The organism is Bacillus sp. FSL L8-0152 (assembly GCF_038006365.1).
Lineage (GTDB): Bacteria > Bacillota > Bacilli > Bacillales > Bacillaceae_G > Bacillus_A > Bacillus_A cereus.
Genome location: NZ_JBBOVB010000001.1, coordinates 4,091,741 through 4,115,992, shown reverse-complemented (window position 1 = coordinate 4,115,992; position 24,252 = coordinate 4,091,741). Strand labels below are relative to the sequence as shown.

The window sequence follows — 24,252 nt, the reverse complement described above, 5'->3', positions numbered from 1 at the left end:
CCCCTCTAATCCCTTCAGGAAAACTGAAGGGATTTTTTATTATTTTTCCGTAAATATCATGTTATAATTTTTGAAAAGTAAAGGGAGGGAAGCACGTTGATAGATGCATTAGATGTAATGAGTAACTTGGATAAAGTCCTTCCTTATTATCAAGCTATTTTTAGTGCTGATGAGCATACTGTAATTGGATATGAAGTAGTAGGACGTATTCAAACAGAAGAGGGCATACAAAGTTTAGCTTCTTTCTTTCACGATGATTCGATTCCAAGTGAATTTCAACTGGAAGCGGATAATATTATAGTAGAAAAAGCTTTAAATCGTTATTTAGAAAGCGATCAAAAATTATTATTATTTATACATCGGAATGCTAATGTATTAATGAATGATGATGATGAAAGCTTGCTTCAACTTTTATTGAGGTATGAAGAACAAGGTTTAAATTTAAAACAAATTGTTTTAGAGATTACAGAGCATGAATGTAAAGAAGATATAGAGCAATTTAATCATTTGCTTATGTATTATCGTACATATGGTATTCAAATTTCGATTAATAAGGTCGGAACGGGCACAAGTAATTTAGAGCGTATTAGCGTGTTAGCACCTGATATTTTAAAAGTAGATTTAACGAACTTAAGGCAAACAGCACTTTTACAATCTTATCAAGATATTTTATATTCTTTATCATTACTTGCTAGAAGAATTGGTGCAACCTTGTTATATGAAGAAATAGATGCTTTTTATCAATTGCAATATGCTTGGAAAAACGGTGGAAGATATTATCAAGGTAATTATTTGAAAGAATGTTTACCTGATTTTATTGAAACGAATGTTTTGAAAGAGCGACTTGGTAATGAATGTCATCAGTTTATTCAGCATGAAAAGAAGAAGTTACAAAAAATTTATAATTTAACAGAGATGTTACGCGATCGAATTGGCGATGTTTTATCAAAACAAAAAAAGAATGAAGATATCAATGATTGGTTATTACAATTTAGTCAAAGTGTATCACAGTATAGTTTTCGCATATTTATTTGTAATGAAGATGGTTTCCAACAATCAGGAAATGTTATGAAAAAAGATGGAGAATGGATTGTGATGCCGGATTATTATATGAAGAACTGGAGTTGGCGCCCGTATTTTCTCGAGAATATCATGAAAATGCGTTTTGAGAATAAGGCAAGGCTTTCAGATTTATATGCAGATATCGAAACGGGCGAAATGGTACGAACATTTTCTTTTCCAATAGATGATGACAACTTTTTATTTATAGATTTATCATATGAGTATTTATATGAAGAAGATGTTTTATTTTAATGCACGAAGAGATTCGTGCATTTTTTGTTTGTTTTTATCATAAATTGGTAATAGTGAAAATGGTGATGAAAATGCTGTCTATCGTTGTAAAGATTTTACGAACGAAATCTGTCCTTTCTTTGCATAATCATTGTTACAATGAATACTACAAAGACAAGTTCTTTTAAAAGGAAGGTGAAAAAATGAGGAAATATGGAATATGGCTTGTTCTATTTGTATGTGTTGCCTTTCTAGTTGGTTATAGTGTTACGACTGTTTTAGGGAAAGAGGAAGTGGAAGTTGATCGGAAAGAAGTATTTACAACGATACAAAAAGGCTATGAAACCCAGTTTTCAATTCGTGGGAAGCATTTGCCGATGAATAAGATGATAGAGACGTTATCACCGTATTTTACAGATAATTTCCTTCAAGTATTTACAGATGAAAATAGCAGAAGTGATAAACAAAGTGGTGAATATTTACTTCCGGCAAAAGAAGCACCGTTTTCTTTTAATTCAGAAACGAAAATGTCGTATGATCAAGAGCATAAAAATTTATATGTATATGAGCGGACAAAAAGTGGACAATATCAAATTGTAACATTGAAAAGGGATCAAGATAAATGGAAGTTAGCAGGATATCATGAAAGTCAGGAACTTTTAACTGAAATAAAAAGGTTGCAACAATTATAAAGTGAAACTTTTAATTAGTGGGAGTTTTACTATCTACAAACAGCGGGATAAGAATAGGAATAGGTATTTACCTATTCCTATTCTATATTGAGTAGTTGTTGTAACTTTTCAATTTGAAAACCTGCAACTACTTCGCCATCAATTACGACTGTTGGAGTTGAATAGGAATCATAGTCGCTTAAAAGACGGTTGCGAGCAGCAGCGTCTTTTTTTACGTCAAATTCTTCATATGCAACGTTATTATGCTTCAAAAATTCTTTCACAATAACACATGGCGGACAATCAGGTTGTGTATAAACCTCAATTTTTTTCATTGTAATTCCTCCCTTTTTCTGTTTTTTATTATATTCTTCCAGTATAAAAACCGCAATAAAGAAGGGGAAATATGTTCTTTCTGTTTTTTCCTTCGCATTTCGACAAATTTTAGTTGAGTTTCTGGCTAATAACCTTTATCCTAGAGTGTGGAACATTTTTTCTGTTATGACGGATAGAATGAGTATAGCTGTAAAACCTATTGGTAGGAAGATCAGAGAAAGGAGAGATTTCATGTCTCTACTCCAAGGAATTTTAACTCGACTTGTTAGTCTACAAGAACAAGCTGAAAGCGGTGAAGTAGCACAACGCTATTTTGAAGTGAACGGTGAGCGCAAATGTAGCGTGAAATTTTTCGATAAAAGTGAAATGTATGAGTTAGAAGTGTATCAACAAGGTGAAAAACCTCAAGTGTACCAATTCGATAATATCGACATGGTTGCAATTGAGATTTACGATATCATTTCTTGATACATATAAAAAAGGTACTGCCATATGGCAGTACCTTTTTTAGTTCTATTACTTTCCAGCGTAATGTATAGAAGTTTTTTATTTTTCCTACAATGGTATTAAAATGAAAATTTAATCCGTGCAAGTTTGCTTATCCATGTGGATAAGTAGTCCCGTCAACCGGGTGAATATGTGAAGCTAAACTTCTCACAATTGCTGGGTTCTGCAAATAGCGGGAGAAATATAACTAGGAGGTTATCGTATGGAACGTTTACCAGTTGTGATTTGTCCTAATTGTCAAAGTTCTGCTGAGATTATTCATGTATTAACGGCTCAATCTAATCAAAATGTAATTTATACGTGTCAAGTTTGTCACTTTGTAATTCGAAATATTGAAACGAATAAAGGATAGGAAGTTATAATTTTAGTTTTTGTCCCATACAATGAGAATACGAAAAGTCTGTCTAATTGAAAGGACGTGACTCTGTGGACGGTGCACATAAATTTTACAATGTTTCAGAGAGACATTTAAATTTTGATATGGTCTTTAACCGTATTTGTAGTTTCATTGAAAAGGATCCGCGAAATTTGTATCGATTATCCATTGGGACAGACTCGCAAGCGCATCAAAAGGATACGAGGTTTATTACAGCAATCCATATTCATCGTGTTGGAAAAGGTGCCTGGGGTTGTTTACACCATAGATCAGTAAAAGATAAGCCAGCGACCTTACGTGAGAAAATATATTTAGAAACGCAGTTTAGTCAAGAAATCGCATGTCTATTTACGCCTACTCATATACAAACAATATGGGAGTTATTGCATCCTTATGCTCAAGATGGGGCTGGATTCATAATGGAAATTCATTTAGACATTGGGAATGATGGTTTAACAAGAGAATTTATTTTAGATATGACAGAAAAAATTCGAGCGATGGGATTAACTGCAAAAATTAAGCCGGATGCTTATGCGGCGTTTAGTTATGCAAATCGATATACGAAATGATTTTTTGTATGTTTATAATTGCTACATATCTTTTGGTAAAAACTGAATATTACATCTATTAAATAGGTTAAATTTTTTATATAATAAGAGTGAGTAACGATGCGAGTGTAAGGAGAGGGGTATATGCAAAGGGAAGTTGTTTTAACGAAGGAAGAAGAAAGTTTACTACTAGATATTTTATTTCAGCAAAATTATGCAAGTGAAATTTTAGCTGTGGAACTTACGGACATTGAGAATGGTTTGAAACAGACAGATGTGATGCAATATAAAAAAATCACAAGGTTATTTTACAGATTAAAAAATAAAGGGTATTAAGCGCTACCGGAATGGTAGTCTTTTTTTTGTGCTGTATGCTAAAATAGCTGTGTGATTGTATTTTTATTGAAATAAATTTAGGACAAAATAATAATATGAAAACGCTGTCATAAAATGTGAATAGAGTTATGAACATAAGCAGGAAAAAGGGAAAATGGGGGATGTAATATGATTAGTATTCCGAAAGACGAATTTCAACAAATTCTTGTGAAGGATTTAATGATTTCATCGGAAAAAGTAGCTCATGTCCAAATTGGAAATGGTTTAGAACATGCTTTACTCGTTCTTGTGAAATCTGGATATTCGGCGATACCTGTCTTAGATCCAATGTATAAATTACATGGTTTGATTAGTACGGCCATGATATTAGATGGTATGTTAGGATTAGAGCGTATTGAGTTTGAAAGACTTGATGATATGAAAGTAGAGCAGGTGATGAAGGAAGATATACCTTTTCTTAAATTAGAAGATTCATTTGCAAAAGCTTTAGAAATGACAATTGATCATCCTTTTATTTGCGCTGTTAATGAAGAAGGCTATTTTGAGGGGATTTTAACACGTCGGGCTATTTTAAAATTGTTGAATAAGAAAGTAAGGCAACATAATCGATAACGTGAGAAAAGTGACTTCATAGAAACGAAGAAGTCACTTTTTTTTCGTGCATATCACTTGTGTATGTATTATATTAAAAAAGACATAAAACATAAGGGAAGTTTGCGCTGAAAAATTGTATTTTCTGAATGAAAGCTTAATGGAATAAGGTGTATGGAAGCTAAGGAAAGAGGGAGAAAGTTGCAAATTGATGATTTTCAAATGATGGTTGTGTTAGCTCAGGAATCAAATATGAGAAAAGCGGCGGAACGTTTATTTGTTTCACAACCTGCGCTGAGTCAACGATTACAATCTATGGAGAAACAATGGGGAATGAAGTTTTTTATTCGCTCACAAAAAGGATTGACAATTACACCTGAAGGGGAAAAAGTTGCAAATTATGCCAAAGAAATGTTGCAAAAGGAAGAGGATATAAAAAGTGAGCTAGCTGTTTTTAGAACGGAAACTCATGGAACTTTAAAAATAGCTGTTGCATCAGTTATTGGTCAATATTGGCTCCCTCCTGTTTTGAAAAAGTTTGTGCATAAATATCCTTCTGTAAAGATATCGCTGTTTACTGGATGGAGTAGTGAAGTGCAAAAGCAGTTTTATGAAGGAGACGTTCATGTTGCTATACTGAGGGGAACACAAGAATATAAAGGTCAAAAGCAACAATTATTTGAAGATGAACTGTATTTAGTTGATAAAGAAATAAAAGATATTTCGATGCTAAAAGAAACAAATAGACCGTTCATTCAATTTAAAAGTGACTCAACTTATTATGGACAAATACAAAATTGGTGGTATGGTTTATTTTCTAATCCGCCTAAGCGAACGATTGTAGTTGACCAAATTGAAACATGCAAACAACTTGTTTTAAATGGTATAGGTTACGCCCTTTTACCTTCTACTGTTTTAAAGGAAGTACAGGAAAATATGTATAAAACACCTGTTCAACTGACGAGAGAAACATGGTTGTTAACAAGTGACTCGGCAAGGCAGTTGAAGCAAGTACAAGCATTTTTAGAAATTATAGAAGAAATTCAAAGGGAAAAATAAGATTATTATCTTGCTACTCGCTCTTTCGTTTGGTAGAGTAACATTATAAATGGATTTAGGAGGCAACAAGAATGAAAATGATGGACGCTAACGAAATTATTTCGTTTATTCAAAAAAGTGAAAAGAAAACTCCTGTAAAGGTATACATAAAAGGGGATTTAAAAGAAGTAACATTCCCTGAAACAGTACAAGCATTTGTGAATAAAAAATCAGGTGTATTATTCGGAGAATGGTCTGAAATTAAGACAATTCTTGATGAGAATAATAAGCACATCGTTGACTATGTTGTAGAAAACGATCGTCGTAATTCTGCAATTCCAATGCTTGATTTAAAAGGTATTAAAGCTCGCATCGAGCCAGGTGCTATTATTCGTGACCATGTTGAAATTGGTGACAATGCTGTAATTATGATGAATGCAACAATTAACATTGGTGCTGTAATTGGTGAAGGTTCTATGATCGACATGAACGCAGTACTTGGTGGACGTGCAACAGTCGGTAAAAACTGTCACGTAGGTGCAGGTGCTGTACTTGCAGGTGTTATTGAGCCACCTTCTGCAAAACCAGTTATCGTTGAAGATGATGTAGTAATCGGTGCAAACGTAGTTGTTTTAGAGGGTGTTACAGTAGGTAAAGGTGCAGTTGTAGCAGCAGGAGCTGTTGTAACAGAAGATGTGCCTCCATACACAGTTGTTGCAGGTACTCCAGCACGTGTAATTAAAGAAATTGATGAGAAGACAAAAGCAAAAACAGAAATTAAACAAGAGCTTCGTCAATTAAACCCAGAGAAATAAAAAGTAAAAAAAGCGTAAGAGCGTAAATGGGCTCTTACGCTTTTTATAGATAGAGGTGCAAAAATGACAGTAAGCAAATTTGTCCAAATTCGTAGAGATCTACATAGAATTCCGGAAATTGGATTTAAGGAATGGAAAACACAACAGTATATTTTAGATTATATAGGAACACTTTCTCTTGAATTTGTGGAAGTGAAGACATGGAAAACGGGTGTAATCGTTAAAGTAAATGGAAAAAATCCAGAAAAAATAATAGGTTATCGTGCAGATATAGATGGTCTGCCAATTACAGAGGAAACTGGATATGAGTTTGCTTCTATTCATGAAGGAATGATGCATGCATGTGGCCACGATGTACATACAACAATCGGTTTAGGCCTTCTAACGAAAGCTGTGAGCGAAAGAATAGATGATGACCTTGTATTTCTATTCCAGCCAGCAGAAGAAGGACCAGGCGGTGCTCTTCCTATGTTAGAAAGTGAAGAGTTAAAAGAATGGAAACCAAATATAATTCTTGGTCTTCATATTGCACCAGAATACGCTGTAGGGACAATTGCAACGAAAGAAGGACTGTTATTTGCTAATACTTCAGAATTATATATTGATTTAAAAGGGAAAGGTGGCCATGCTGCCTATCCGCATACTGCAAATGATATGATTGTTGCAGCAAGTCATCTTGTTACACAGCTTCAATCCGTTATTAGTCGCAATGTAAATCCTCTTGATAGTGCAGTAATTACAATCGGGAAAATTACAGGTGGTACGGTTCAAAATATTATTGCAGAAAAATCTCGTTTAGAAGGAACGATTCGAACATTATCAGTGGAATCAATGAAGCGTGTGAAAAGCAGAATTGAGGCAATTGTTGCAGGTATCGAAGCTTCTTTCCAGTGTGAGGCGATTATAGATTACGGAGCAATGTATCATCAAGTATATAACCATGAAGAGTTAACAAGAGAGTTTATGCAATTTGTACATAAACAAACAGATATGAATGTTATTACATGTACTGAGGCAATGACAGGTGAAGATTTTGGTTATATGCTTCGAGAAATCCCTGGATTTATGTTTTGGCTTGGAGTAAATTCAGAATATGGTTTACATCATGCAAAATTAAAACCAGACGAAGAAGTGATTGAAAAGGCAATTACATTTTTAAGCCAATATGTAAAGTGGAAAGGGAATAGAAAATAAAACTTCCGCTTTATTGAAGGTTCCAAAAAACTTTTTGTTATGAGGTGTAAGTAACGCTCGTATAGAGTGATTTTAGACATTTACATACAAATGAAAGAATAAAGTTAATTGGACTGTTTTAATAATGAGCAGGGGGTTTTTAGCCACTGCTCATTATTAATTATTTGACTAACTTATATATGTTTACTTTTAGTATGAAAAGTGTGTAAAATCAATGTGAAACATAGAAAAAAGGGTGGGGAATTACGTGCAAATTAGCAGTGCGATTTTATGTTTCGTCTTATATGCGTATGTTATTATTGCGGCGGTTTATTTTGGGATAAGTTTTTATGCCTATCGTTTAGTAGATAATAATGAATATGACGAAACATACAAATGGGTGAAGAGATATTTATCACCTGTACTAGAAATTATGAATGGGTTTGTGCTCTTTTTATTTATTGGATTAATTGCTTTCTCAACGAGTTTAGTAGGGAATAAAACTACGTTATTTGTATTGGGTATCATTATTTTTATGTTGTTAGGAATAAGGATTGGTAATACGGTCTTTTGGAATGAAAGAAAAGTAGATGGTTGGACGGGAATGTTAATTCCATGCATGTTAGCTGCAATCGTGACAAATATAGAACATGAATATTATCAATTACATTTTTGGCTTATTATCGTTTTAACAATTCTTTCTGTTTTGTATATAAGCACAGTAGTACTAACATATATTGCACATGAAAAAGGTGATGTTAAAGGCACTCGTTTCTTTAGAGGACGGGCATTATTTTGGAGTGTGCCGACGATGGCAGTTATCGCGCTTATTGCGATATTAGTAAATGGATATCAATTTTCTAGTTGGCAACTATTTTTAGAAAATTGGTGGATCTTTATCTTTTCGTTTATTGCTTTTTTAGGTGCAACGCATTATTTATTCCATCAACATCATTACATATGGGCGTTGTTATTTGCATTCATACAGCTTCTATTTGCCTTTTTTGGTCAAGAAACATTATTATTCGTTTTTGAAACATTTAGTTCGTTTGGAAATATATTTGTATTTGCTATGTTACTTGTTGGTATCGCTTTTTACTTGCAACAATATTTTTATATACAAAAACAAAAATAAGAGCTAATTACAGTTTTTGTGACGCATATAAAGTGTGTTACACTGAAAATAAATAGTACTTGAAGTTATTGGAGGAATTCCTGTGGGTGAGAAAGAAAAAGAATTTGCTGTCATTGGACTTGGTCGCTTTGGTGGAAGTATTTGCCGAGAACTAGCTCAATTAGGTATGGAAGTAATGGCAATCGACTCAGATGAGGATAAAATTAATGAATTTGCAAATATAGCTTCGCATGCTGTAATTGCAGATTCAACAGATGAGATGGTATTAAAAAGCCTTGGTATTCGAAATTTTGATCACGTAGTCGTTGCTATTGGAGATAATTTAAATTCAAGTATTCTAACTACTTTGATTTTGAAAGAATTGGGTGTAAAAAATATTACTGTAAAAGCTCAAAATGATTATCATGAAAAAGTGTTAAGTAAAATAGGTGCAGATCATATTGTGCATCCAGAACGTGATATGGGAAAAAGGATTGCTAATAATATTGCATCAAGCAATGTGTTAGACTACCTTGAGCTTTCAGATGAGCATAGTATTGTAGAGATTATTGCGAATAAAAAAATTGATGGGCACTCTTTAATTGAATTAGATATTCGTGCGAAGTTTGGATTGAATATTGTAGCAATTAAACGAGGTAAAGAAGTTATCGTATCCCCTCGGGCTACGGAGAATATTCAAGCAGGAGATATATTAATTGTCATTGGTCATGACGATGAAGTGGATCGATTTAAACACTTTTTAAGATAAGAGAAAAGAAAAGGACAATGCCTTCATAGCATTGTCCTTTTTCTTATATTTCCATAATGATTGGTAAAATCATTGGACGGCGTTTCGTTTTCTCATATAGGAATGGAGCTAATGTGTCTGTAATTTCATTTTTAATTTCAGACCATTGTGTTGTTTTACGCTCCATTACTTTTTCTAAATGAGTTGTAATTAATGTTTGTGCATCATTGATTAAATCGCTGCTTTCACGCATGTAAACGAAACCGCGTGAGATGATATCAGGTCCTGCTGCAACTTTAAATTCTTTCATATCAATGCTTACAACTACAATTACAAGTCCTTCTTCAGAAAGGATACGACGATCTCGTAATACGATATTGCCGATATCCCCAATACCGTTTCCATCAATGTAGACCGAACCAGATGGGATTTTTCCAGCTACGCTAGCTTCATCAGAACGTAAAGCAAGAACATCGCCATTATCCATAATGAAGCAATTTTCTTCAGGGATACCACAATCATTTGCTATGTTCATGTGCATACGCTGCATACGATATTCACCATGAATTGGCATGAAGTACTTCGGTTTAATTAGACGTAACATTAACTTTTGTTCTTCTTGTCCACCGTGTCCACTTGTATGGATATTTGAAAGTTTCCCGTGAATTACATCAGCGCCAGCGCGGTACAACATGTTAATTGTACGACTTACGCTAATTGTATTTCCTGGAATTGGTGAAGAAGAGAAAACAACTGTATCTCCAGGAATAATTTGAATTTGGCGGTGTGTACCGTTTGCAATACGTGAAAGTGCTGCCATCGGTTCACCTTGACTACCTGTACATAAAATAACAACTTTATTAGCTGGTAAACGGTTTAGTTGAGATGCATCTATGAATGTATCTTTCGGGCAACGAATATAACCAAGGTTTTGTCCGATTTCAATCGCTGCTTCCATACTTCGACCAAACACAGCTACTTTACGGTTGTTTTCAACAGCAGCTTCAATAACTTGTTGTAAGCGGTGAATATTTGATGCAAAGGTTGCGAATATAATCCGTCCGTCTACTTTACGGAAAATGTCTTGAATGCTATCACCAACGCGACGCTCAGACATAGTAAAGTTTGGAACTTCACTGTTCGTACTATCAGATAATAGACATAGCACGCCATCTTTACCGATTTCAGCCATTTTTGTTAAATCAGCTGGTTCACCAACTGGTGTGAAATCAAATTTGAAATCACCTGTATGAACAACTTGACCTTGAGGTGTTTTCACAACAACGCCGTACGAATCTGGAATACTGTGAGTTGTACGGAAGAAGGATACAGACGTTTTTTTGAATTTAATAACGTCATCTTCTTGAATTTCGTAAAGTTTTGCTTTACGAAGTAAGCCGTGTTCTTCCAATTTGTTTTTGATGAGTGCAATTGCTAATTTTCCGCCGTAAATCGGGATGTTCACTTGACGTAATAGGTAAGGGATTCCGCCGATATGATCTTCGTGACCATGTGTAATGAATAACCCTTTAATTTTATCTTCGTTTCGCACAAAATAAGTGTAGTCTGGTATTACATAATCGATTCCGAGAAGTTCGTCCTCTGGAAATTTAATTCCAGCATCAATTATAATAATTTCATCTTGAAATTGAACAGCGTATGTATTTTTACCGATTTCACCAAGCCCACCGAGAGCAAATACAGCAACTTGGTCGTTTTTTAGAAATTTCATATCGCTATACGATTTCCGCTAATGTTAAATCAGCGTTTTCTTTTTCATATTCAAGATGAGCGCCAGTAACAGACTGAACAAACTCGATATTATATGCGAACTTATTTAATTTTGTACGAACATCCTTTTCAGACGTAGCCTCTAAATATAAAACTTTTGTATTTTCACGTACTGGAACCTCAGTTAATTTTTCTTGATAAAATACTTTAAAAATCATTTGGAAAACCTCTCCTTGTCTATGTTTTGCATTATCTGTTACTTATTATAAAGCAAACAGTCACGATTTTCATGTTTTTTCGAATGAGAATGAAGAAAAAGCCCGAAATGGGCACAATTTAAGCGATTGTCTTTTTACGGACTAGACCGTTTAAATAACGCTTGAGCTTTTTCTTCAGCTTCTTCAGCATGATTACTCCTTCCTTTCCTTATTTTAAACATGCATATTACTAGTGAAAATTCTATCTCTGATATAAGAGATAGGACAAAAGTGAATGGTGAGTCTTGTCCTTTCCCATACAGTGAAAGTTATTCTATAGTAACGATTAGTAGCCGTTAGTTATAGGTATAGTATGAGGAAGAATGGAAAAGAAAATTCATCCGAACAAGTATCCACATGTTTTACTAATATATATATGCAAAGTTTACAAATAAGGTCAGAAAGGGAACGCTTTCTTCACAGATGTTTAATATGTTATACTTTTTTTTAGAATTTGAAAAGTGATATTCAAAATAGGAATATAGAGTGCCAGAAAGGATTTTGACAAATGAATGATAAAATTGTCTTTTTTGATATTGATGGAACATTATTAGATCATGATAAAAAAATTCCACAATCTACACGAGATGCAGTAAAACAGTTACAAGAAAAAGGTGTACATGTAGCAATTGCGACAGGGCGCGCGCCATTTATGTTCGAAGATATTCGTAAGGAACTTGATATACATAATTATGTTAGTTTTAATGGACAATACGTTGTCTTTGAAGATGAGGTAATATTTAATAATCCGTTACATCCAGATGCTTTACATAAGTTTACTCAGTTTGCAAAACAAGAAGGATATCCACTTGTATATCTTGACCATCAAGATATGAGAGCATCAGTGGAATATCATGATTATGTGAAAGAAGGCTTTGGAAGCTTAAACTTTGAGCATCCACCATATGAGCCTAATTTTTATGAGGAACGTAATATTTATCAAACACTACTTTTTTGTGAAGTAAATGAAGAGGAAAAGTTTATTAATCATTATCCAGATTTTCATTTTATTCGTTGGCATGCATATTCAATGGATATCATTCCGAATGGTGGTTCTAAGGCAAAAGGAATTGAGAAATACATTGAAAAGTTAGGTTTTAATCGTGATCAAGTGTATGCATTTGGAGATGGTTTAAATGATTTAGAAATGATCGAAGCCGTTGGCACAGGTATTGTGATGGGAAATGGCCATGAAGACTTGAAAAAACTTGCAAATCATGTGACAAAGGATGTTAGTGAAGACGGTATATATCATGGACTAAAGTGGGCTGGATTGCTATAAGTGAATATGGAACCCATTTCATAATAAAGAGGCGGAAGTTAATCTTCCGCCTCTTTATTATTATCGCTCTAGAGGTTTGGAATCATCAGGAGCGGCAAAAGGATTTTCTTTATTGATATGGTCATAGAACATAACGCCATTTAAATGGTCAATCTCGTGTTGGAATACGATTGCTGGTAAACCTTTTAAACGCAATTTTACTTCTTCGCCGTTAATAGAAGTTGCTTTTACTGTAATTCTTGTATAACGAGGAACATAACCGGGTACTTCGCGGTCTACAGATAGACAGCCTTCACCACCCTGTAAATATGTACGTTCAACAGAATGGCTAATGATTTTTGGATTGAATAATGCATGGCTATATAATGTACCATCCGCATCGGTTACATGAACTGCAATCATTTTTTTGGAAACACCGATTTGCGGAGCCGCTAATCCGATTCCAGGGCGTAAACTATATTTTTCAGCCATTTCAGGATCTTGGCTATTTATTACGAATTCAATCATTTCTTTTAAGGTAGTTGTATCTTCTTCGCTTGCCGGTAATGACACCTCTTCTGCAACGTCGCGCAAAATAGGATCTCCTTCGCGAATAACATCTTTCATTGTAAGCATATGTAATCTCTCCTTTCCTCTTTAGTCTACCAAAGGAGAGGGAAAAAGTCATCGGCAAGAAAGGGTAGGCATTTTGGAAATCTTTCTATTATAGAGTAGTTATGTATGTGATAAACAGAAAAAGACGGCAAAGCCGTCTTTTTCTTTCCATAGTTGTTTCGTTTTACATTAGCGAATGCAAGCAGCACCAACGATAATTAAAAGAATAAACAACACAACGATTAAGGCGAAGCCGCGTCCAGACCCGCCACAAGAACCGCCATAACCGTAGGAAGGATATGAACAAGTTGGATAGCAATATGAGTATCCGTACATGAGATGACCTCCTTTATCATTTCCCGCTAATACTGCGGTTACTATAATGTATGGAAGAGGGGGTGGAAATGTATAGGTATTTACCTAAAAAAGGAAGAGTAGTTTGTATATTTTTGTTACGAAGAGAGAAAAACTAAAGAGAATTAAATCGTTTACATATTATTCTAAGAGAAAAAATAAGTGAAAAAGGGAATAATATAACAGTAGGTCAATGCTTACTAATACAGATGTAAAAAATAAAAACACGTTTGTGTAGTAGAAACCTGCATATTATTTATAAAAAAACGTATTCAAAGTAATTGACATCGTAATTAGAATAGTTGTAAACTAAAAAACGTGATCAAGATTGTATTAATATGTTTCTGAAAAAACATTAGTACAGATTGTTAGGTACACAAAATTATTCTCAACCGACAGACAAACATGTTGGTTTACATCGTTGCGCTTTTTAAACTGGAAAATAGCCAGTGAAAGCGTTTCAGAATATGGTTCAAGAGAGGAAGAGGTGAACGGAATGGGTACTAAAACAAAAAAGACCCTATTTAATGTTGATGAGCAAATGAAAGCTATCGCAGCTCAATTTGAAACATTACAAATTTTAAATGAAAACGGTGAAGTTGTGAATGAAGCAGCTATGCCTGAATTATCTGATGATCAATTAAAAGAATTAATGCGTCGTATGGTGTATACACGCGTATTAGATCAACGTTCTATTTCTTTAAACCGTCAAGGACGTTTAGGTTTCTACGCACCTACAGCTGGACAAGAAGCTTCTCAATTAGCGAGTCATTTCGCACTTGAAGCAGAAGACTTCATCTTACCAGGGTACCGTGATGTACCACAATTAGTATGGCACGGATTACCATTATACCAAGCATTCTTATTCTCTCGTGGACACTTCATGGGTAACCAAATGCCTGAGAATGTAAATGCATTAGCTCCACAAATCATTATCGGTGCGCAAATCATCCAAACTGCTGGTGTTGCGTTAGGTATGAAACTACGTGGTAAAAAATCTGTTGCAATTACTTACACTGGTGACGGTGGTGCTTCACAAGGTGACTTCTACGAAGGTATGAACTTTGCAGGTGCATTCAAAGCTCCAGCAATCTTCGTTGTTCAAAACAACCGTTATGCAATTTCTACTCCAGTAGAAAAGCAATCTGCAGCTAAAACTGTAGCACAAAAAGCAGTAGCAGCAGGTATTTACGGAATTCAAGTAGACGGTATGGATCCATTAGCTGTATACGCAGCAACTGCTTTCGCTCGTGAGCGCGCAGTAAATGGCGAAGGCCCTACTTTAATCGAGACTTTAACATTCCGTTACGGTCCACATACAATGGCTGGTGATGACCCAACTCGTTACCGTACAAAAGATATCGAAAACGAATGGGAACAAAAAGATCCAATCGTACGCTTCCGTAAGTTCTTAGAAGCTAAAGGCCTATGGTCTCAAGAAGTTGAAGAGACAGTAATCGAAGAAGCAAAAGAAGATATCAAACAAGCAATTGCTAAGGCTGACCAAGCTCCAAAACAAAAAGTAACTGATTTAATGGAAATCATGTACGAAAAAATGCCTTACAACTTAGCTGAACAATATGAAATTTACAAAGAAAAGGAGTCGAAGTAAGCCATGGCTCAAATGACAATGATTCAAGCAATCACTGATGCTTTACGCGTTGAAATGAAAAATGATCCTAACGTACTTGTATTTGGTGAAGACGTTGGTGTAAACGGTGGTGTATTCCGTGCTACTGAAGGTTTACAAGCTGAATTTGGTGAAGATCGTGTAATGGATACTCCACTTGCAGAGTCTGGTATTGGTGGACTTGCAGTTGGTCTTGCACTTGAAGGATTCCGTCCAGTTCCAGAAATCCAATTCTTCGGTTTCGTTTTTGAAGTAATGGATTCAATTTCTGGTCAATTGGCTCGTATGCGTTACCGTTCTGGTGGACGTTGGACTGCTCCAGTAACAGTTCGTTCTCCATTCGGTGGTGGTGTTCATACTCCTGAACTACATGCTGATAGCTTAGAAGGATTAGTGGCTCAACAACCTGGTCTAAAAGTTGTTATTCCATCTACTCCATACGATGCTAAAGGTCTTTTAATCTCTGCGATTCGTGACAACGATCCAGTTATCTACTTAGAGCATATGAAATTGTACCGTTCATTCCGTCAAGATGTACCAGAAGGCGAATACACAATTGATTTAGGTAAAGCTGATATCAAACGTGAAGGTACAGATGTATCTGTTATCGCTTACGGTGCTATGGTTCACGCTGCATTAAAAGCTGCTGAAGAACTTGAAAAAGAAGGTATCTCTTTAGAGGTTGTTGACTTACGTACAGTTCAACCATTAGATATCGAAACAATCATCGCTTCTGTTGAAAAAACAGGTCGCGTAGTTGTAGTTCAAGAAGCTCAAAAACAAGCTGGTATTGCAGCTAACGTTGTAGCGGAAATTAACGACCGTGCAATCTTAAACTTAGAAGCGCCAGTTGTACGTGTTGCAGCTGCTGATACAGTATTCCCATTCTCTCAAGCAGAGAGCGTATGGTTACCAAACCACAAGGATATTGTTGAAGCTGTAAACAAAGTAATGAACTTCTAATTTTTAGTTTTTCATGTGCAAAAGAAATCAGCACATGCTGGTTTCTTTTGTACATATTCCATAATAATGAAATGAATCAGGGGGCTGAATTCCGTGGCATTTGAATTTAAACTACCAGATATCGGTGAAGGTATCCACGAAGGTGAAATCGTAAAATGGTTTATTAAACCAGGCGATGAAGTAAATGAAGACGATGTACTTCTTGAAGTGCAAAATGATAAAGCAGTAGTAGAAATCCCTTCTCCTGTTAAAGGTAAAGTACTTGAAGTACTTGTAGAAGAAGGAACAGTTGCAATCGTAGGAGATACATTAATTAAATTTGATGCTCCTGGATACGAAAACCTTAAATTTAAAGGTGACGATCATGATGAAGCTCCAAAAGCTGAAGAAGCAGCAGTAGAAGCTCCAGCAGCGGAAGCTACTCCAGCAGCAACTGCAGAAGTAGTAAATGAGCGCGTAATCGCTATGCCATCTGTTCGTAAATACGCTCGTGAAAAAGGTGTAGACATTCATAAAGTAGCTGGTACTGGTAAGAACGGCCGTATCGTAAAAGCTGACATCGATGCATTTGCAAATGGTGGACAAACTGTAGCAGCAACTGAGGCTCCAGCAGCAGTAGAAGCTACTCCAGCAGCAGCGAAAGAAGAAGCACCAAAAGCACAACCAATTCCAGCTGGTGAATATCCAGAAACTCGTGAGAAAATGAGTGGTATCCGTAAAGCGATTGCGAAAGCAATGGTTAACTCTAAGCATACAGCTCCTCACGTAACATTAATGGATGAAGTTGATGTAACTGAGCTTGTTGCTCACCGTAAGAAGTTCAAAGCAGTAGCAGCTGACAAAGGTATTAAATTAACTTACCTTCCATACGTTGTTAAAGCTTTAACATCTGCATTACGTGAATACCCAATGTTAAACACTTCTTTAGACGATGCATCTCAAGAAGTAGTTCATAAACATTACTTCAACATCGGTATCGCAGCTGATACAGACAAAGGTCTATTAGTACCAGTTGTTAAAGATACAGATCGTAAGTCTATCTTCACTATTTCTAACGAGATCAATGATCTTGCTGGTAAAGCACGTGAAGGTCGTCTAGCTCCAACTGAAATGAAAGGTGCTTCTTGCACAATTACAAACATTGGTTCTGCAGGTGGACAATGGTTCACTCCAGTTATCAATCACCCAGAAGTAGCAATCCTTGGTATCGGCCGTATCGCTGAAAAACCAGTTGTGAAAAATGGTGAGATCGTTGCAGCTCCAGTATTAGCATTATCTCTAAGCTTTGACCATCGTTTAATTGACGGCGCAACTGCTCAAAAAGCGTTAAACCAAATTAAACGTCTATTGAATGACCCACAATTATTAGTAATGGAGGCGTAATAACAATGGTAGTAGGAGATTTCCCAATTGAATTAGATACAGTCGTTGTTGGTGCAGGTCCTGGTGGATACGTTGCGGCAATTCGTGCAGCACAATTAGGTCAAAAGGTAGCAATCATTGAAAAAGCTAACCTTGGTGGCGTATGCTTAAACGTTGGATGTATTCCTTCAAAAGCGTTAATCAATGCAGGTCATCGTTATGAGAATGCAATGCATTCTGATGACATGGGTATCACTGCAGAGAACGTAAAAGTTGACTTTACAAAAGTTCAAGAATGGAAAAACGGCGTAGTTAAGAAATTAACTGGCGGTGTTGAAGGCCTTCTTAAAGGTAACAAAGTTGAAATCATTCGCGGTGAAGCTTACTTCGTAGATGCTAATACATTACGCGTTATGACTGAAGATGCAGCTCAAACTTATACGTTTAAAAATGCTGTTCTTGCAACTGGTTCTACACCAATCGAAATTCCAGGATTCAAATACTCTAAACGTGTTATCAACTCTACAGGTGCTTTAAGCTTACCTGAAATTCCTAAAAAACTTGTTGTAATCGGCGGCGGTTACATCGGTATGGAATTAGGTACTGCATATGCTAACTTCGGTACAGAAGTTACTGTAGTAGAAGCTGGCGACGAAATCTTAGCTGGTTTCGAAAAAGCTATGAGCTCTGTTGTTAAACGTGCTCTACAGAAAAAAGGTAACGTAAATATCCATACAAAAGCTATGGCTAAAGGCGTTGAAGAAACAGAAACTGGCGTAAAAGTTAGCTTTGAAGTTAAAGGTGAAATCCAAACTGTAGAAGCAGATTACGTATTAGTAACTGTAGGTCGTCGTCCAAACACTCAAGAAATCGGTCTTGAGCAAGTTGGAGTTAAAATGACTGACCGCGGCATCATCGAAATCGATGAGCAATGTCGTACAAATGTACCAAACATCTATGCAATCGGTGATATCGTTCCTGGACCACCATTAGCTCACAAAGCTTCTTACGAAGGTAAAGTAGCTGTAGAAGCAATTAGTGGCCATGCATCAGCTATCGATTACATCGGAATTCCTGCAGTATGCTTCACTGATCCAGAATTAGCATCTGTTGGTTACACTAAAAAACAAGCTGAAGAAGCTGGAATGACTGTAACTGTATCTAAGTTCCCATTCGCTGCTAACGGTCGTGCATTATCATTAAACAGCACTGACGGTTTCCTACAACTTGTAACACGTAAAGAAGATGGTCTTCTTGTAGGTGCTCAAGTTGCAGGTGCAGGTGCTTCTGATATTATCTCTGAGATTGGTTTAGCTATCGAAGCTGGAATGACAGCTGAAGATATCGCTCAAACAATCCATGCTCACCCAACATTAGGTGAAATCACAATGGAAGCAGCTGAAGTTGCTCTTGGAATGCCAATTCACATTGTAAAATAATTTAAGTAATGTAAATAGCCCCTCTCTTATTGTAAGAGAGGGGCTATTTTTATTTTCATCAAATGACTTGCAAGGTCTTTAAACGTACTTGTCGAATGAATATATAATACTTTAACAAATGATTTAGGCGTAACTTACTTCAAAGGTAATATATATCATCCTATAATATGTAATTGATTCAAACTTAACCCCATATATTAATAAAATAGAGCATGTCAAAGGAGAAGGTTCCATGAAAATATTACATGTTATATTTTATCATTTACTACTATGGAGTGGCTTTTCCACTGTATTAACATTATCGAATGGTGATAAGTTTCATTATAAAGTTATTCTTTTTTTCGTATTCCTGTATTTAGCCTATGTAATAGCGTATTTTGTATTACACGTAAGAAAGCAAGCGTTATTTCTTACATGTTCGAATTGTATACTATTTTTAATCGTATTATTTATTTTTTAAATTAACGTTTATAAAAATACATTGTTCTTCCATTAAATAATTGTAACTCTCCTTCTAATTTCTTCGCTAAAAAACGGCAAAATTCATTTGCTTTCCCTTTGTCACCATATGTTGCATTAGGTGGTAAAGAAACTTGGATGAAAAATTGTTCATTTTCTATACCAACACCAATATAAATTGAGTCATACCGGTCGTGATTGGATTGAAGTTTTAATGTTGTTGTAGATGTATCTAAAATTTCATAAGGAAAAGCGGTATTTGTATACGTGTAATTAATTTGGGCACCAGTTTTAGAAGTAACTGTTTTATAATAATGAAAAAGTTGTTTTATATCATCTATTGAAACAGATTGTTGTTTGGATTTTGGTACAAGCGTAATAAAGGCGTGTTGCATATAAGTTCCCCCTAACTTAGTAGAATACTATCATTCTACATCCTACTGAATTTTTTGACAATTAAAAGGAGTATTACATGTTTTGTTTAATATACTATTAATGAAACGTGATGTAGAAAGGTGGAAACCAATGTTTGAAAAATTGTATGATGAGCATGAAAGTGTGAAGGTACGATTTTTAGGGTTTATGACACATGATACACGTTATGATTTTGGTGTTATTTATACAAATATGTTTTTTGGAAAACCGCTCATTGTTTGTATGCAAACAGGAAGGTCTACTTTACTCGGAAGAGATGATGTAGAGAATGTTCAATATATACAGGAGATTTTTAAATTAGGATCAGAAGAGGAAGCGAAGGAGTTAGCTCAGTTTTTCAAATTTCTAGTTCCGTCAACTTCTTTACATGCGGAATATGAAGAATAATTAATGTGAAACAGTCGTACTTATAAATATGGCTGTTTTTTATTTTAATATCGCATACTAATTAAAATTTAAAATATTTAATGTGTTATACTAAAAACCTATTGACGTAAAAAGTATAACATATTAAAATAAAGACAGAAAGTTAAGCGGTTACAAAAAAGTTTTTGGGATTATAAACTTAGGGGGAAATGAAAAATGGGAACAATCGTATGTCAAGATTGTGAAGGTACAATTGCACACTTCGAAGATGAGAAAGTAACGGTACTTTACGGGAAATGTGGATCTTGCGGATGTGATCACACAGAGCATACAAAAGCCCAATAATTGATAGGAAATGGACAGCTAAAAGTTTTTAGGACCATAAACTTAGGGGGAAATGAAAAATGGGAACAATCGTATGCCAAGTATGTGAAGGAACAATCGGACATTTTGAAGATGAGAAAACGACAGTACTTTACGGAAAATGTGGAACAAATTGTGACTGTGCTAGAAAAGATAATGCGAAAGCTTAATGATAGATAAATAGATTACTATTAAAACTCAGGGGGAAATGAAAATGGGAACAATCGTATGCCAAGTATGTGAAGGAACAATTGGACATTTTGAAGATGAAAAATCAACAGTACTATACGGGAAATGTGGATCTCATTGCGAATGTGACCATAAAGAACATACAAAAGCTTAATAATAAGAAAAAGCGCCTACATGTGTAGGCGCTTTTTTAATAAATTGTAGTTGTATGGCCAACTGTTGCAACGATTGCATCATCTCTAATTGGAATAAAGCTTATGGATGTCTGTGGTGTACTAGAAGAAGCGTATTGGCTCATTATACGGCTATCTATACGGGTAATAGTATCGGTCAAGAAAGCTGAAATAAAAGCGTAAGGGACTCGTCGTTCATTTAATGAATAAATAATTTCTTCTTTTGTTTTTACACCTACGCCATGTCCGTAAAAAAAGAAATTTCCTAAATAGATTGTGTTTTCTCCTTGCCACTCAATCGTAGCTGGATTCACTTGTGGATTTTTAAAGTAAACGAGGTCACCTGGAACAAGATCGCCACCGTTTTTTGTTATGAGTCTTAGATCTTGATCGTAGTCCCATGTATAAAGTAAAAGGTTTGCAAATAGACGATTGAAAGTTTCTTCCTCATACAATGATAATAAAGCTTTATAAAAAATAATGATCATAGCGGTTGCGCATTCAGTTCCATATAGTTTTCCGTTTTTGAAAATATCTTGTATGGCAATAGAAGGTGGTATGTTTGGAAGAAGCTCGAATCCTCCAAGGGATGTTCTTTTCCAATACTGGGGGTTGCAAAAGGATTGTTGAAATGTGCGAAACTGAAATCCACTTTGAAAAAGTTCTAGTGCAGAGATAATAATATTAACTCGTAAATTGAGATCAAAGCTGAGTTCATCAGCTGTTCGGAAGGAATAAACTTCTTGATTTCCTGCCATTATTGATAAAATTTGTTGTTTCTCTGCTGCAAATGGCTCATATTCATTTGTAATATAAGGATGTACAATAGAACGGCCTATTACAATCATAATAGTATCCCCACCTATACGTTACATTCTTTAGTATCGTATGAAGAAAAGGAAAAAAGGTGAAAAAAAAGCCTATCAACTGATAGGCTTGTACTCTTTAATAACACGTAATGTTTGTAATGTCATATCTTCAGGACCTTGTACAGGTAAACCTGCTTCTAAGTTTTTACGAATATACTCTAAGTTTTCTTGTGTAATAATTTCCCCCGGAGTAAAGATTGGAATCCCTGGCGGATAAACCATAACAAAATCAGCTATAATACGACCCGCTGCATTTTCAAATGGAATGACTTCTGTTTCCGAATAAAAAGCATCTCGAGGAGAAAGTGCTAGCACTGGAATTTCTGGAATCTCTACTTGTACTTGAACACCTTTATCTGCCCTATTTCTAAATGTTGCTGCTAAATCTTGTAATGCTGCAATAAGTGTATTTGTATCACTTTCTGTGTCTCCTAAAGTGATAAGACATAGTATGTTGTATAGATCTGAGAGTTCTACTTCAATGTTATATTGCTCTCTAAGCCATACTTCAGCTTGGTGGCCGGTAATACCTAAATCTTTTACAGATACAATTATCTTTGTAGGATCATAGTTAAAGGTAGCATCTGTACCTAACATTTCTTTTCCAGGACAGTAAAGATGCTCAATAGAATTTATAGCATCACGAACATGTTCAGCTAATTGTATTGTTTGTTCTATGAGTGCTGTTCCTTCTGTAGCAAGACGTTTTCTCGCAACATCAAGTGATGCTAACAAGATGTAAGAAGTTGATGTAGTTGTAAGCATGCTAATAATAGATTGGACATGTTTTACATTCACCAAGCCTTCTTTCACATTAAGAATAGAACTTTGAGTTAAAGAGCCTCCTAATTTGTGAACACTTGTTGCTGCCATGTCTGCACCAGCTTGCATCGCTGACATCGGCAATTCATCGTGAAAATGAATATGAACACCATGAGCCTCGTCGACTAGTACAGGGATGTCATAAGAATGTGCTAATTGTACAATCTGTTCTAAGTCTGCAGCAAATCCAAAGTACGTTGGGTTAATAACAAGTAAGCCCTTTGCATCTGAGTGCTCTTCAAGTGCTTTTTTGACAGATTGAATTGTGATTCCATGAGAAATACCGAGTTTCGGATCGATTTCAGGATGCATGAAAATCGGTTTTGCACCTGAGAAAATAATAGCTGACATTACTGATTTATGCACGTTTCGTGGTACTAGGATTTTGTCACCAGGACCGCAAACGCTCATCACCATTGTCATAATAGCGCCACTTGTACCTTGAATAGAAAAGAAAGTATGATCTGCACCGAATGCAGCGGCTGCTAAATCCTGTGCTTCTTTAATCATACCTTTTGGATGATGTAAATCATCGAGTGGCGCAATATTAATTAAATCAATTGCTAATGCATTATGCCCAATAAATTCGCGAAATGTAGGATCCATGCCCTGTCCTTTTTTATGACCAGGAATATGGAATTGAATTGGATTTCGCTTACTGTGCTCAACTAAAGCGGTAAACAATGGTGTTTCGTATTGGGACAATCTATACACCCCTTCTTCTTCATAATATTTAGTATAATTTGTTTTATATAATCCTGCTCTAAAAAAGGTAAGTTCTTTTTTTAGAATGAGGCTTGTTTTTCTGCCATTCAAAAAATCGGTTTTGAGATGGTAGCTTCACTTTATTTTCTATAAAACAAAAGCATTATATCACCAATAATTATAGATGTATAGAAAAAAATATTTTTAAGGTGAGTATGTTTAATAGTTAGCCTCAACTAATGAATAGAGGAAGACAATTCCATTAAAATGAATAAATAGTGTATAATGCAGAGTGGCTATAATGAAGAATAAAATATTCTCTTTAAGATAGCATAATGAAACAAGAAGAAATGATAAATGAGGTGCGAAATGGAATATCAATATCCGTTAGATTATGATTGGTCAAATGAGGAAATGGTTATTATTGTGAAGTTTTATGAAGCAATTGAGAAAGCTTATGAAAAAGGAATTATAAGAGAAGAATTAATGGGTTTATATCGTCGTTTTAAAGAGATTGTTCCATCGAAAGCAGAAGAAAAGAAAATTGATAAAGAGTTTCAAGAAGTAAGTGGATACTCTATATATCGTGCTATTCAAAGAGCAAAGGAAGTCGAAGAACAAAAGCTTGTAAAAATGTAAAAAATATTTTGAAAAATAAAAACTGAAGTGATATAATGTGATAACAACTAAAAACGGACAATATAAATTGTCCG

At 35.2% G+C, this 24,252-nt stretch carries 31 protein-coding genes; 23 read left to right on the top strand and 8 right to left on the bottom strand.

Annotated features, from left to right (window positions below):
- The first annotated feature begins 96 nt into the window (after positions 1-96).
- Together MHH27_RS20560 and MHH27_RS20555 are read left to right on the top strand one after the other, a co-directional pair.
- The gene (locus tag MHH27_RS20560) at positions 97-1,314 is read left to right on the top strand and encodes an EAL domain-containing protein (RefSeq protein WP_000564307.1); all 1,218 of its coding nucleotides are present in this window, start codon (positions 97-99) and stop codon (positions 1,312-1,314) included.
- A gap of 182 nt (positions 1,315-1,496) precedes the next feature.
- Positions 1,497-1,985 (top strand): DUF3993 domain-containing protein, encoded by a 489-nt coding sequence (locus MHH27_RS20555; RefSeq protein WP_001233805.1) that lies wholly within the window; start codon positions 1,497-1,499, stop codon positions 1,983-1,985.
- A gap of 77 nt (positions 1,986-2,062) precedes the next feature.
- Here MHH27_RS20555 and MHH27_RS20550 read toward each other — a convergent pair whose 3' ends face one another.
- A complete protein-coding gene (locus tag MHH27_RS20550; RefSeq protein WP_090977161.1) occupies positions 2,063-2,299 on the bottom strand; it encodes a glutaredoxin family protein in 237 nt (78 codons plus the stop codon).
- 232 nt (positions 2,300-2,531) lie between these two features.
- Here MHH27_RS20550 and MHH27_RS20545 point away from each other — a divergent pair, with 232 nt between their 5' ends.
- The 10 genes from MHH27_RS20545 to MHH27_RS20500 all read left to right on the top strand — a co-directional run bounded on the left by MHH27_RS20545 (position 2,532) and on the right by MHH27_RS20500 (position 9,567).
- Entirely contained in the window at positions 2,532-2,768 is a 237-nt protein-coding gene (locus MHH27_RS20545) for a YkuJ family protein (RefSeq protein WP_000055151.1), read from the top strand.
- A 241-nt stretch (positions 2,769-3,009) separates the two neighbouring features.
- Positions 3,010-3,159: a hypothetical protein gene (locus MHH27_RS20540; protein ID WP_000440540.1), complete on the top strand. Its 150-nt coding sequence runs from the start codon at positions 3,010-3,012 to the stop codon at positions 3,157-3,159.
- Positions 3,160-3,233: 74 nt separating this feature from the next.
- Complete coding sequence (locus tag MHH27_RS20535; RefSeq protein ID WP_000348490.1) at positions 3,234-3,752, top strand: ribonuclease H-like YkuK family protein; 519 nt, start codon at positions 3,234-3,236, stop codon at positions 3,750-3,752.
- Positions 3,753-3,875: 123 nt separating this feature from the next.
- On the top strand, positions 3,876-4,067 hold the full coding sequence (gene abbA / locus MHH27_RS20530) for an antirepressor AbbA (protein ID WP_001188692.1): 192 nt from the start codon (positions 3,876-3,878) through the stop codon (positions 4,065-4,067).
- Positions 4,068-4,235: 168 nt separating this feature from the next.
- Positions 4,236-4,679, top strand: coding sequence for a cyclic-di-AMP-binding protein CbpB (gene cbpB / locus MHH27_RS20525; protein ID WP_000623573.1), 444 nt, complete (start codon positions 4,236-4,238; stop codon positions 4,677-4,679).
- A 153-nt stretch (positions 4,680-4,832) separates the two neighbouring features.
- Positions 4,833-5,717, top strand: coding sequence for a LysR family transcriptional regulator (locus MHH27_RS20520; protein WP_002094125.1), 885 nt, complete (start codon positions 4,833-4,835; stop codon positions 5,715-5,717).
- Between the two features lie 71 nt (positions 5,718-5,788).
- On the top strand, positions 5,789-6,511 hold the full coding sequence (gene dapD, locus MHH27_RS20515; protein WP_000783241.1) for a 2,3,4,5-tetrahydropyridine-2,6-dicarboxylate N-acetyltransferase: 723 nt from the start codon (positions 5,789-5,791) through the stop codon (positions 6,509-6,511).
- A gap of 63 nt (positions 6,512-6,574) precedes the next feature.
- A complete protein-coding gene (locus MHH27_RS20510; RefSeq protein WP_000218677.1) occupies positions 6,575-7,705 on the top strand; it encodes an N-acetyldiaminopimelate deacetylase in 1,131 nt (376 codons plus the stop codon).
- 247 nt (positions 7,706-7,952) lie between these two features.
- Positions 7,953-8,819: a hypothetical protein gene (locus MHH27_RS20505; protein ID WP_001167322.1), complete on the top strand. Its 867-nt coding sequence runs from the start codon at positions 7,953-7,955 to the stop codon at positions 8,817-8,819.
- Between the two features lie 82 nt (positions 8,820-8,901).
- Positions 8,902-9,567, top strand: coding sequence for a potassium channel family protein (locus MHH27_RS20500; protein WP_000504032.1), 666 nt, complete (start codon positions 8,902-8,904; stop codon positions 9,565-9,567).
- Between the two features lie 43 nt (positions 9,568-9,610).
- Here MHH27_RS20500 and rnjA read toward each other — a convergent pair whose 3' ends face one another.
- Both rnjA and MHH27_RS20490 read right to left on the bottom strand, forming a co-directional pair.
- Positions 9,611-11,278: a ribonuclease J1 gene (gene rnjA, locus MHH27_RS20495; protein WP_000670375.1), complete on the bottom strand. Its 1,668-nt coding sequence runs from the start codon at positions 11,276-11,278 to the stop codon at positions 9,611-9,613.
- A gap of 4 nt (positions 11,279-11,282) precedes the next feature.
- Complete coding sequence (locus MHH27_RS20490; protein WP_000576435.1) at positions 11,283-11,495, bottom strand: DNA-dependent RNA polymerase subunit epsilon; 213 nt, start codon at positions 11,493-11,495, stop codon at positions 11,283-11,285.
- Positions 11,496-12,042: 547 nt separating this feature from the next.
- Here MHH27_RS20490 and MHH27_RS20485 point away from each other — a divergent pair.
- A complete protein-coding gene (locus tag MHH27_RS20485) occupies positions 12,043-12,816 on the top strand; it encodes a Cof-type HAD-IIB family hydrolase (RefSeq protein ID WP_090977163.1) in 774 nt (257 codons plus the stop codon).
- A 60-nt stretch (positions 12,817-12,876) separates the two neighbouring features.
- Here the strand turns inward: MHH27_RS20485 and def are convergent, their stop codons facing one another.
- Positions 12,877-13,431, bottom strand: a complete 555-nt coding sequence (def, locus tag MHH27_RS20480; RefSeq protein WP_000957039.1) for a peptide deformylase — start codon at positions 13,429-13,431, stop codon at positions 12,877-12,879.
- A gap of 168 nt (positions 13,432-13,599) precedes the next feature.
- Positions 13,600-13,746: a YjcZ family sporulation protein gene (locus MHH27_RS20475; protein ID WP_000274562.1), complete on the bottom strand. Its 147-nt coding sequence runs from the start codon at positions 13,744-13,746 to the stop codon at positions 13,600-13,602.
- A gap of 514 nt (positions 13,747-14,260) precedes the next feature.
- Here MHH27_RS20475 and pdhA point away from each other — a divergent pair.
- From pdhA to MHH27_RS20450, 5 genes are all read left to right on the top strand, one after another.
- Complete coding sequence (gene pdhA, locus MHH27_RS20470; RefSeq protein ID WP_000536895.1) at positions 14,261-15,376, top strand: pyruvate dehydrogenase E1 component subunit alpha; 1,116 nt, start codon at positions 14,261-14,263, stop codon at positions 15,374-15,376.
- A gap of 3 nt (positions 15,377-15,379) precedes the next feature.
- Complete coding sequence (gene pdhB, locus MHH27_RS20465; RefSeq protein ID WP_000068163.1) at positions 15,380-16,357, top strand: pyruvate dehydrogenase complex E1 component subunit beta; 978 nt, start codon at positions 15,380-15,382, stop codon at positions 16,355-16,357.
- Positions 16,358-16,450: 93 nt separating this feature from the next.
- On the top strand, positions 16,451-17,740 hold the full coding sequence (pdhC, locus tag MHH27_RS20460) for a pyruvate dehydrogenase complex dihydrolipoyllysine-residue acetyltransferase (RefSeq protein WP_000863420.1): 1,290 nt from the start codon (positions 16,451-16,453) through the stop codon (positions 17,738-17,740).
- A gap of 5 nt (positions 17,741-17,745) precedes the next feature.
- The gene (gene lpdA / locus MHH27_RS20455) at positions 17,746-19,158 is read left to right on the top strand and encodes a dihydrolipoyl dehydrogenase (RefSeq protein WP_000260104.1); all 1,413 of its coding nucleotides are present in this window, start codon (positions 17,746-17,748) and stop codon (positions 19,156-19,158) included.
- Between the two features lie 232 nt (positions 19,159-19,390).
- The gene (locus MHH27_RS20450) at positions 19,391-19,618 is read left to right on the top strand and encodes a hypothetical protein (RefSeq protein ID WP_000697470.1); all 228 of its coding nucleotides are present in this window, start codon (positions 19,391-19,393) and stop codon (positions 19,616-19,618) included.
- Position 19,619: 1 nt separating this feature from the next.
- Here MHH27_RS20450 and MHH27_RS20445 read toward each other — a convergent pair whose 3' ends face one another.
- Positions 19,620-20,012: a DUF1885 family protein gene (locus MHH27_RS20445; RefSeq protein WP_023522926.1), complete on the bottom strand. Its 393-nt coding sequence runs from the start codon at positions 20,010-20,012 to the stop codon at positions 19,620-19,622.
- A gap of 130 nt (positions 20,013-20,142) precedes the next feature.
- On the opposite strand from MHH27_RS20445, the gene MHH27_RS20440 reads away from it, so the two are divergent.
- The 4 genes from MHH27_RS20440 to MHH27_RS20425 all read left to right on the top strand — a co-directional run bounded on the left by MHH27_RS20440 (position 20,143) and on the right by MHH27_RS20425 (position 21,124).
- Positions 20,143-20,439, top strand: coding sequence for a DUF3055 domain-containing protein (locus MHH27_RS20440; RefSeq protein ID WP_000462038.1), 297 nt, complete (start codon positions 20,143-20,145; stop codon positions 20,437-20,439).
- 195 nt (positions 20,440-20,634) lie between these two features.
- Positions 20,635-20,763 (top strand): GapA-binding peptide SR1P, encoded by a 129-nt coding sequence (locus MHH27_RS20435; protein ID WP_000536778.1) that lies wholly within the window; start codon positions 20,635-20,637, stop codon positions 20,761-20,763.
- Between the two features lie 59 nt (positions 20,764-20,822).
- Entirely contained in the window at positions 20,823-20,951 is a 129-nt protein-coding gene (locus MHH27_RS20430) for a GapA-binding peptide SR1P (RefSeq protein ID WP_000536803.1), read from the top strand.
- A 44-nt stretch (positions 20,952-20,995) separates the two neighbouring features.
- Positions 20,996-21,124, top strand: coding sequence for a GapA-binding peptide SR1P (locus tag MHH27_RS20425; protein ID WP_000536796.1), 129 nt, complete (start codon positions 20,996-20,998; stop codon positions 21,122-21,124).
- A 36-nt stretch (positions 21,125-21,160) separates the two neighbouring features.
- On the opposite strand, the gene MHH27_RS20420 is transcribed toward MHH27_RS20425, so the two are convergent.
- Positions 21,161-21,991, bottom strand: a complete 831-nt coding sequence (locus tag MHH27_RS20420; RefSeq protein ID WP_000635337.1) for a protein-glutamine gamma-glutamyltransferase — start codon at positions 21,989-21,991, stop codon at positions 21,161-21,163.
- Positions 21,992-22,066: 75 nt separating this feature from the next.
- Entirely contained in the window at positions 22,067-23,539 is a 1,473-nt protein-coding gene (gene speA / locus MHH27_RS20415) for an arginine decarboxylase (RefSeq protein WP_000084899.1), read from the bottom strand.
- A gap of 369 nt (positions 23,540-23,908) precedes the next feature.
- On the opposite strand from speA, the gene MHH27_RS20410 reads away from it, so the two are divergent.
- Complete coding sequence (locus MHH27_RS20410; RefSeq protein ID WP_000456546.1) at positions 23,909-24,178, top strand: UPF0223 family protein; 270 nt, start codon at positions 23,909-23,911, stop codon at positions 24,176-24,178.
- Positions 24,179-24,252: the final 74 nt, after the last annotated feature.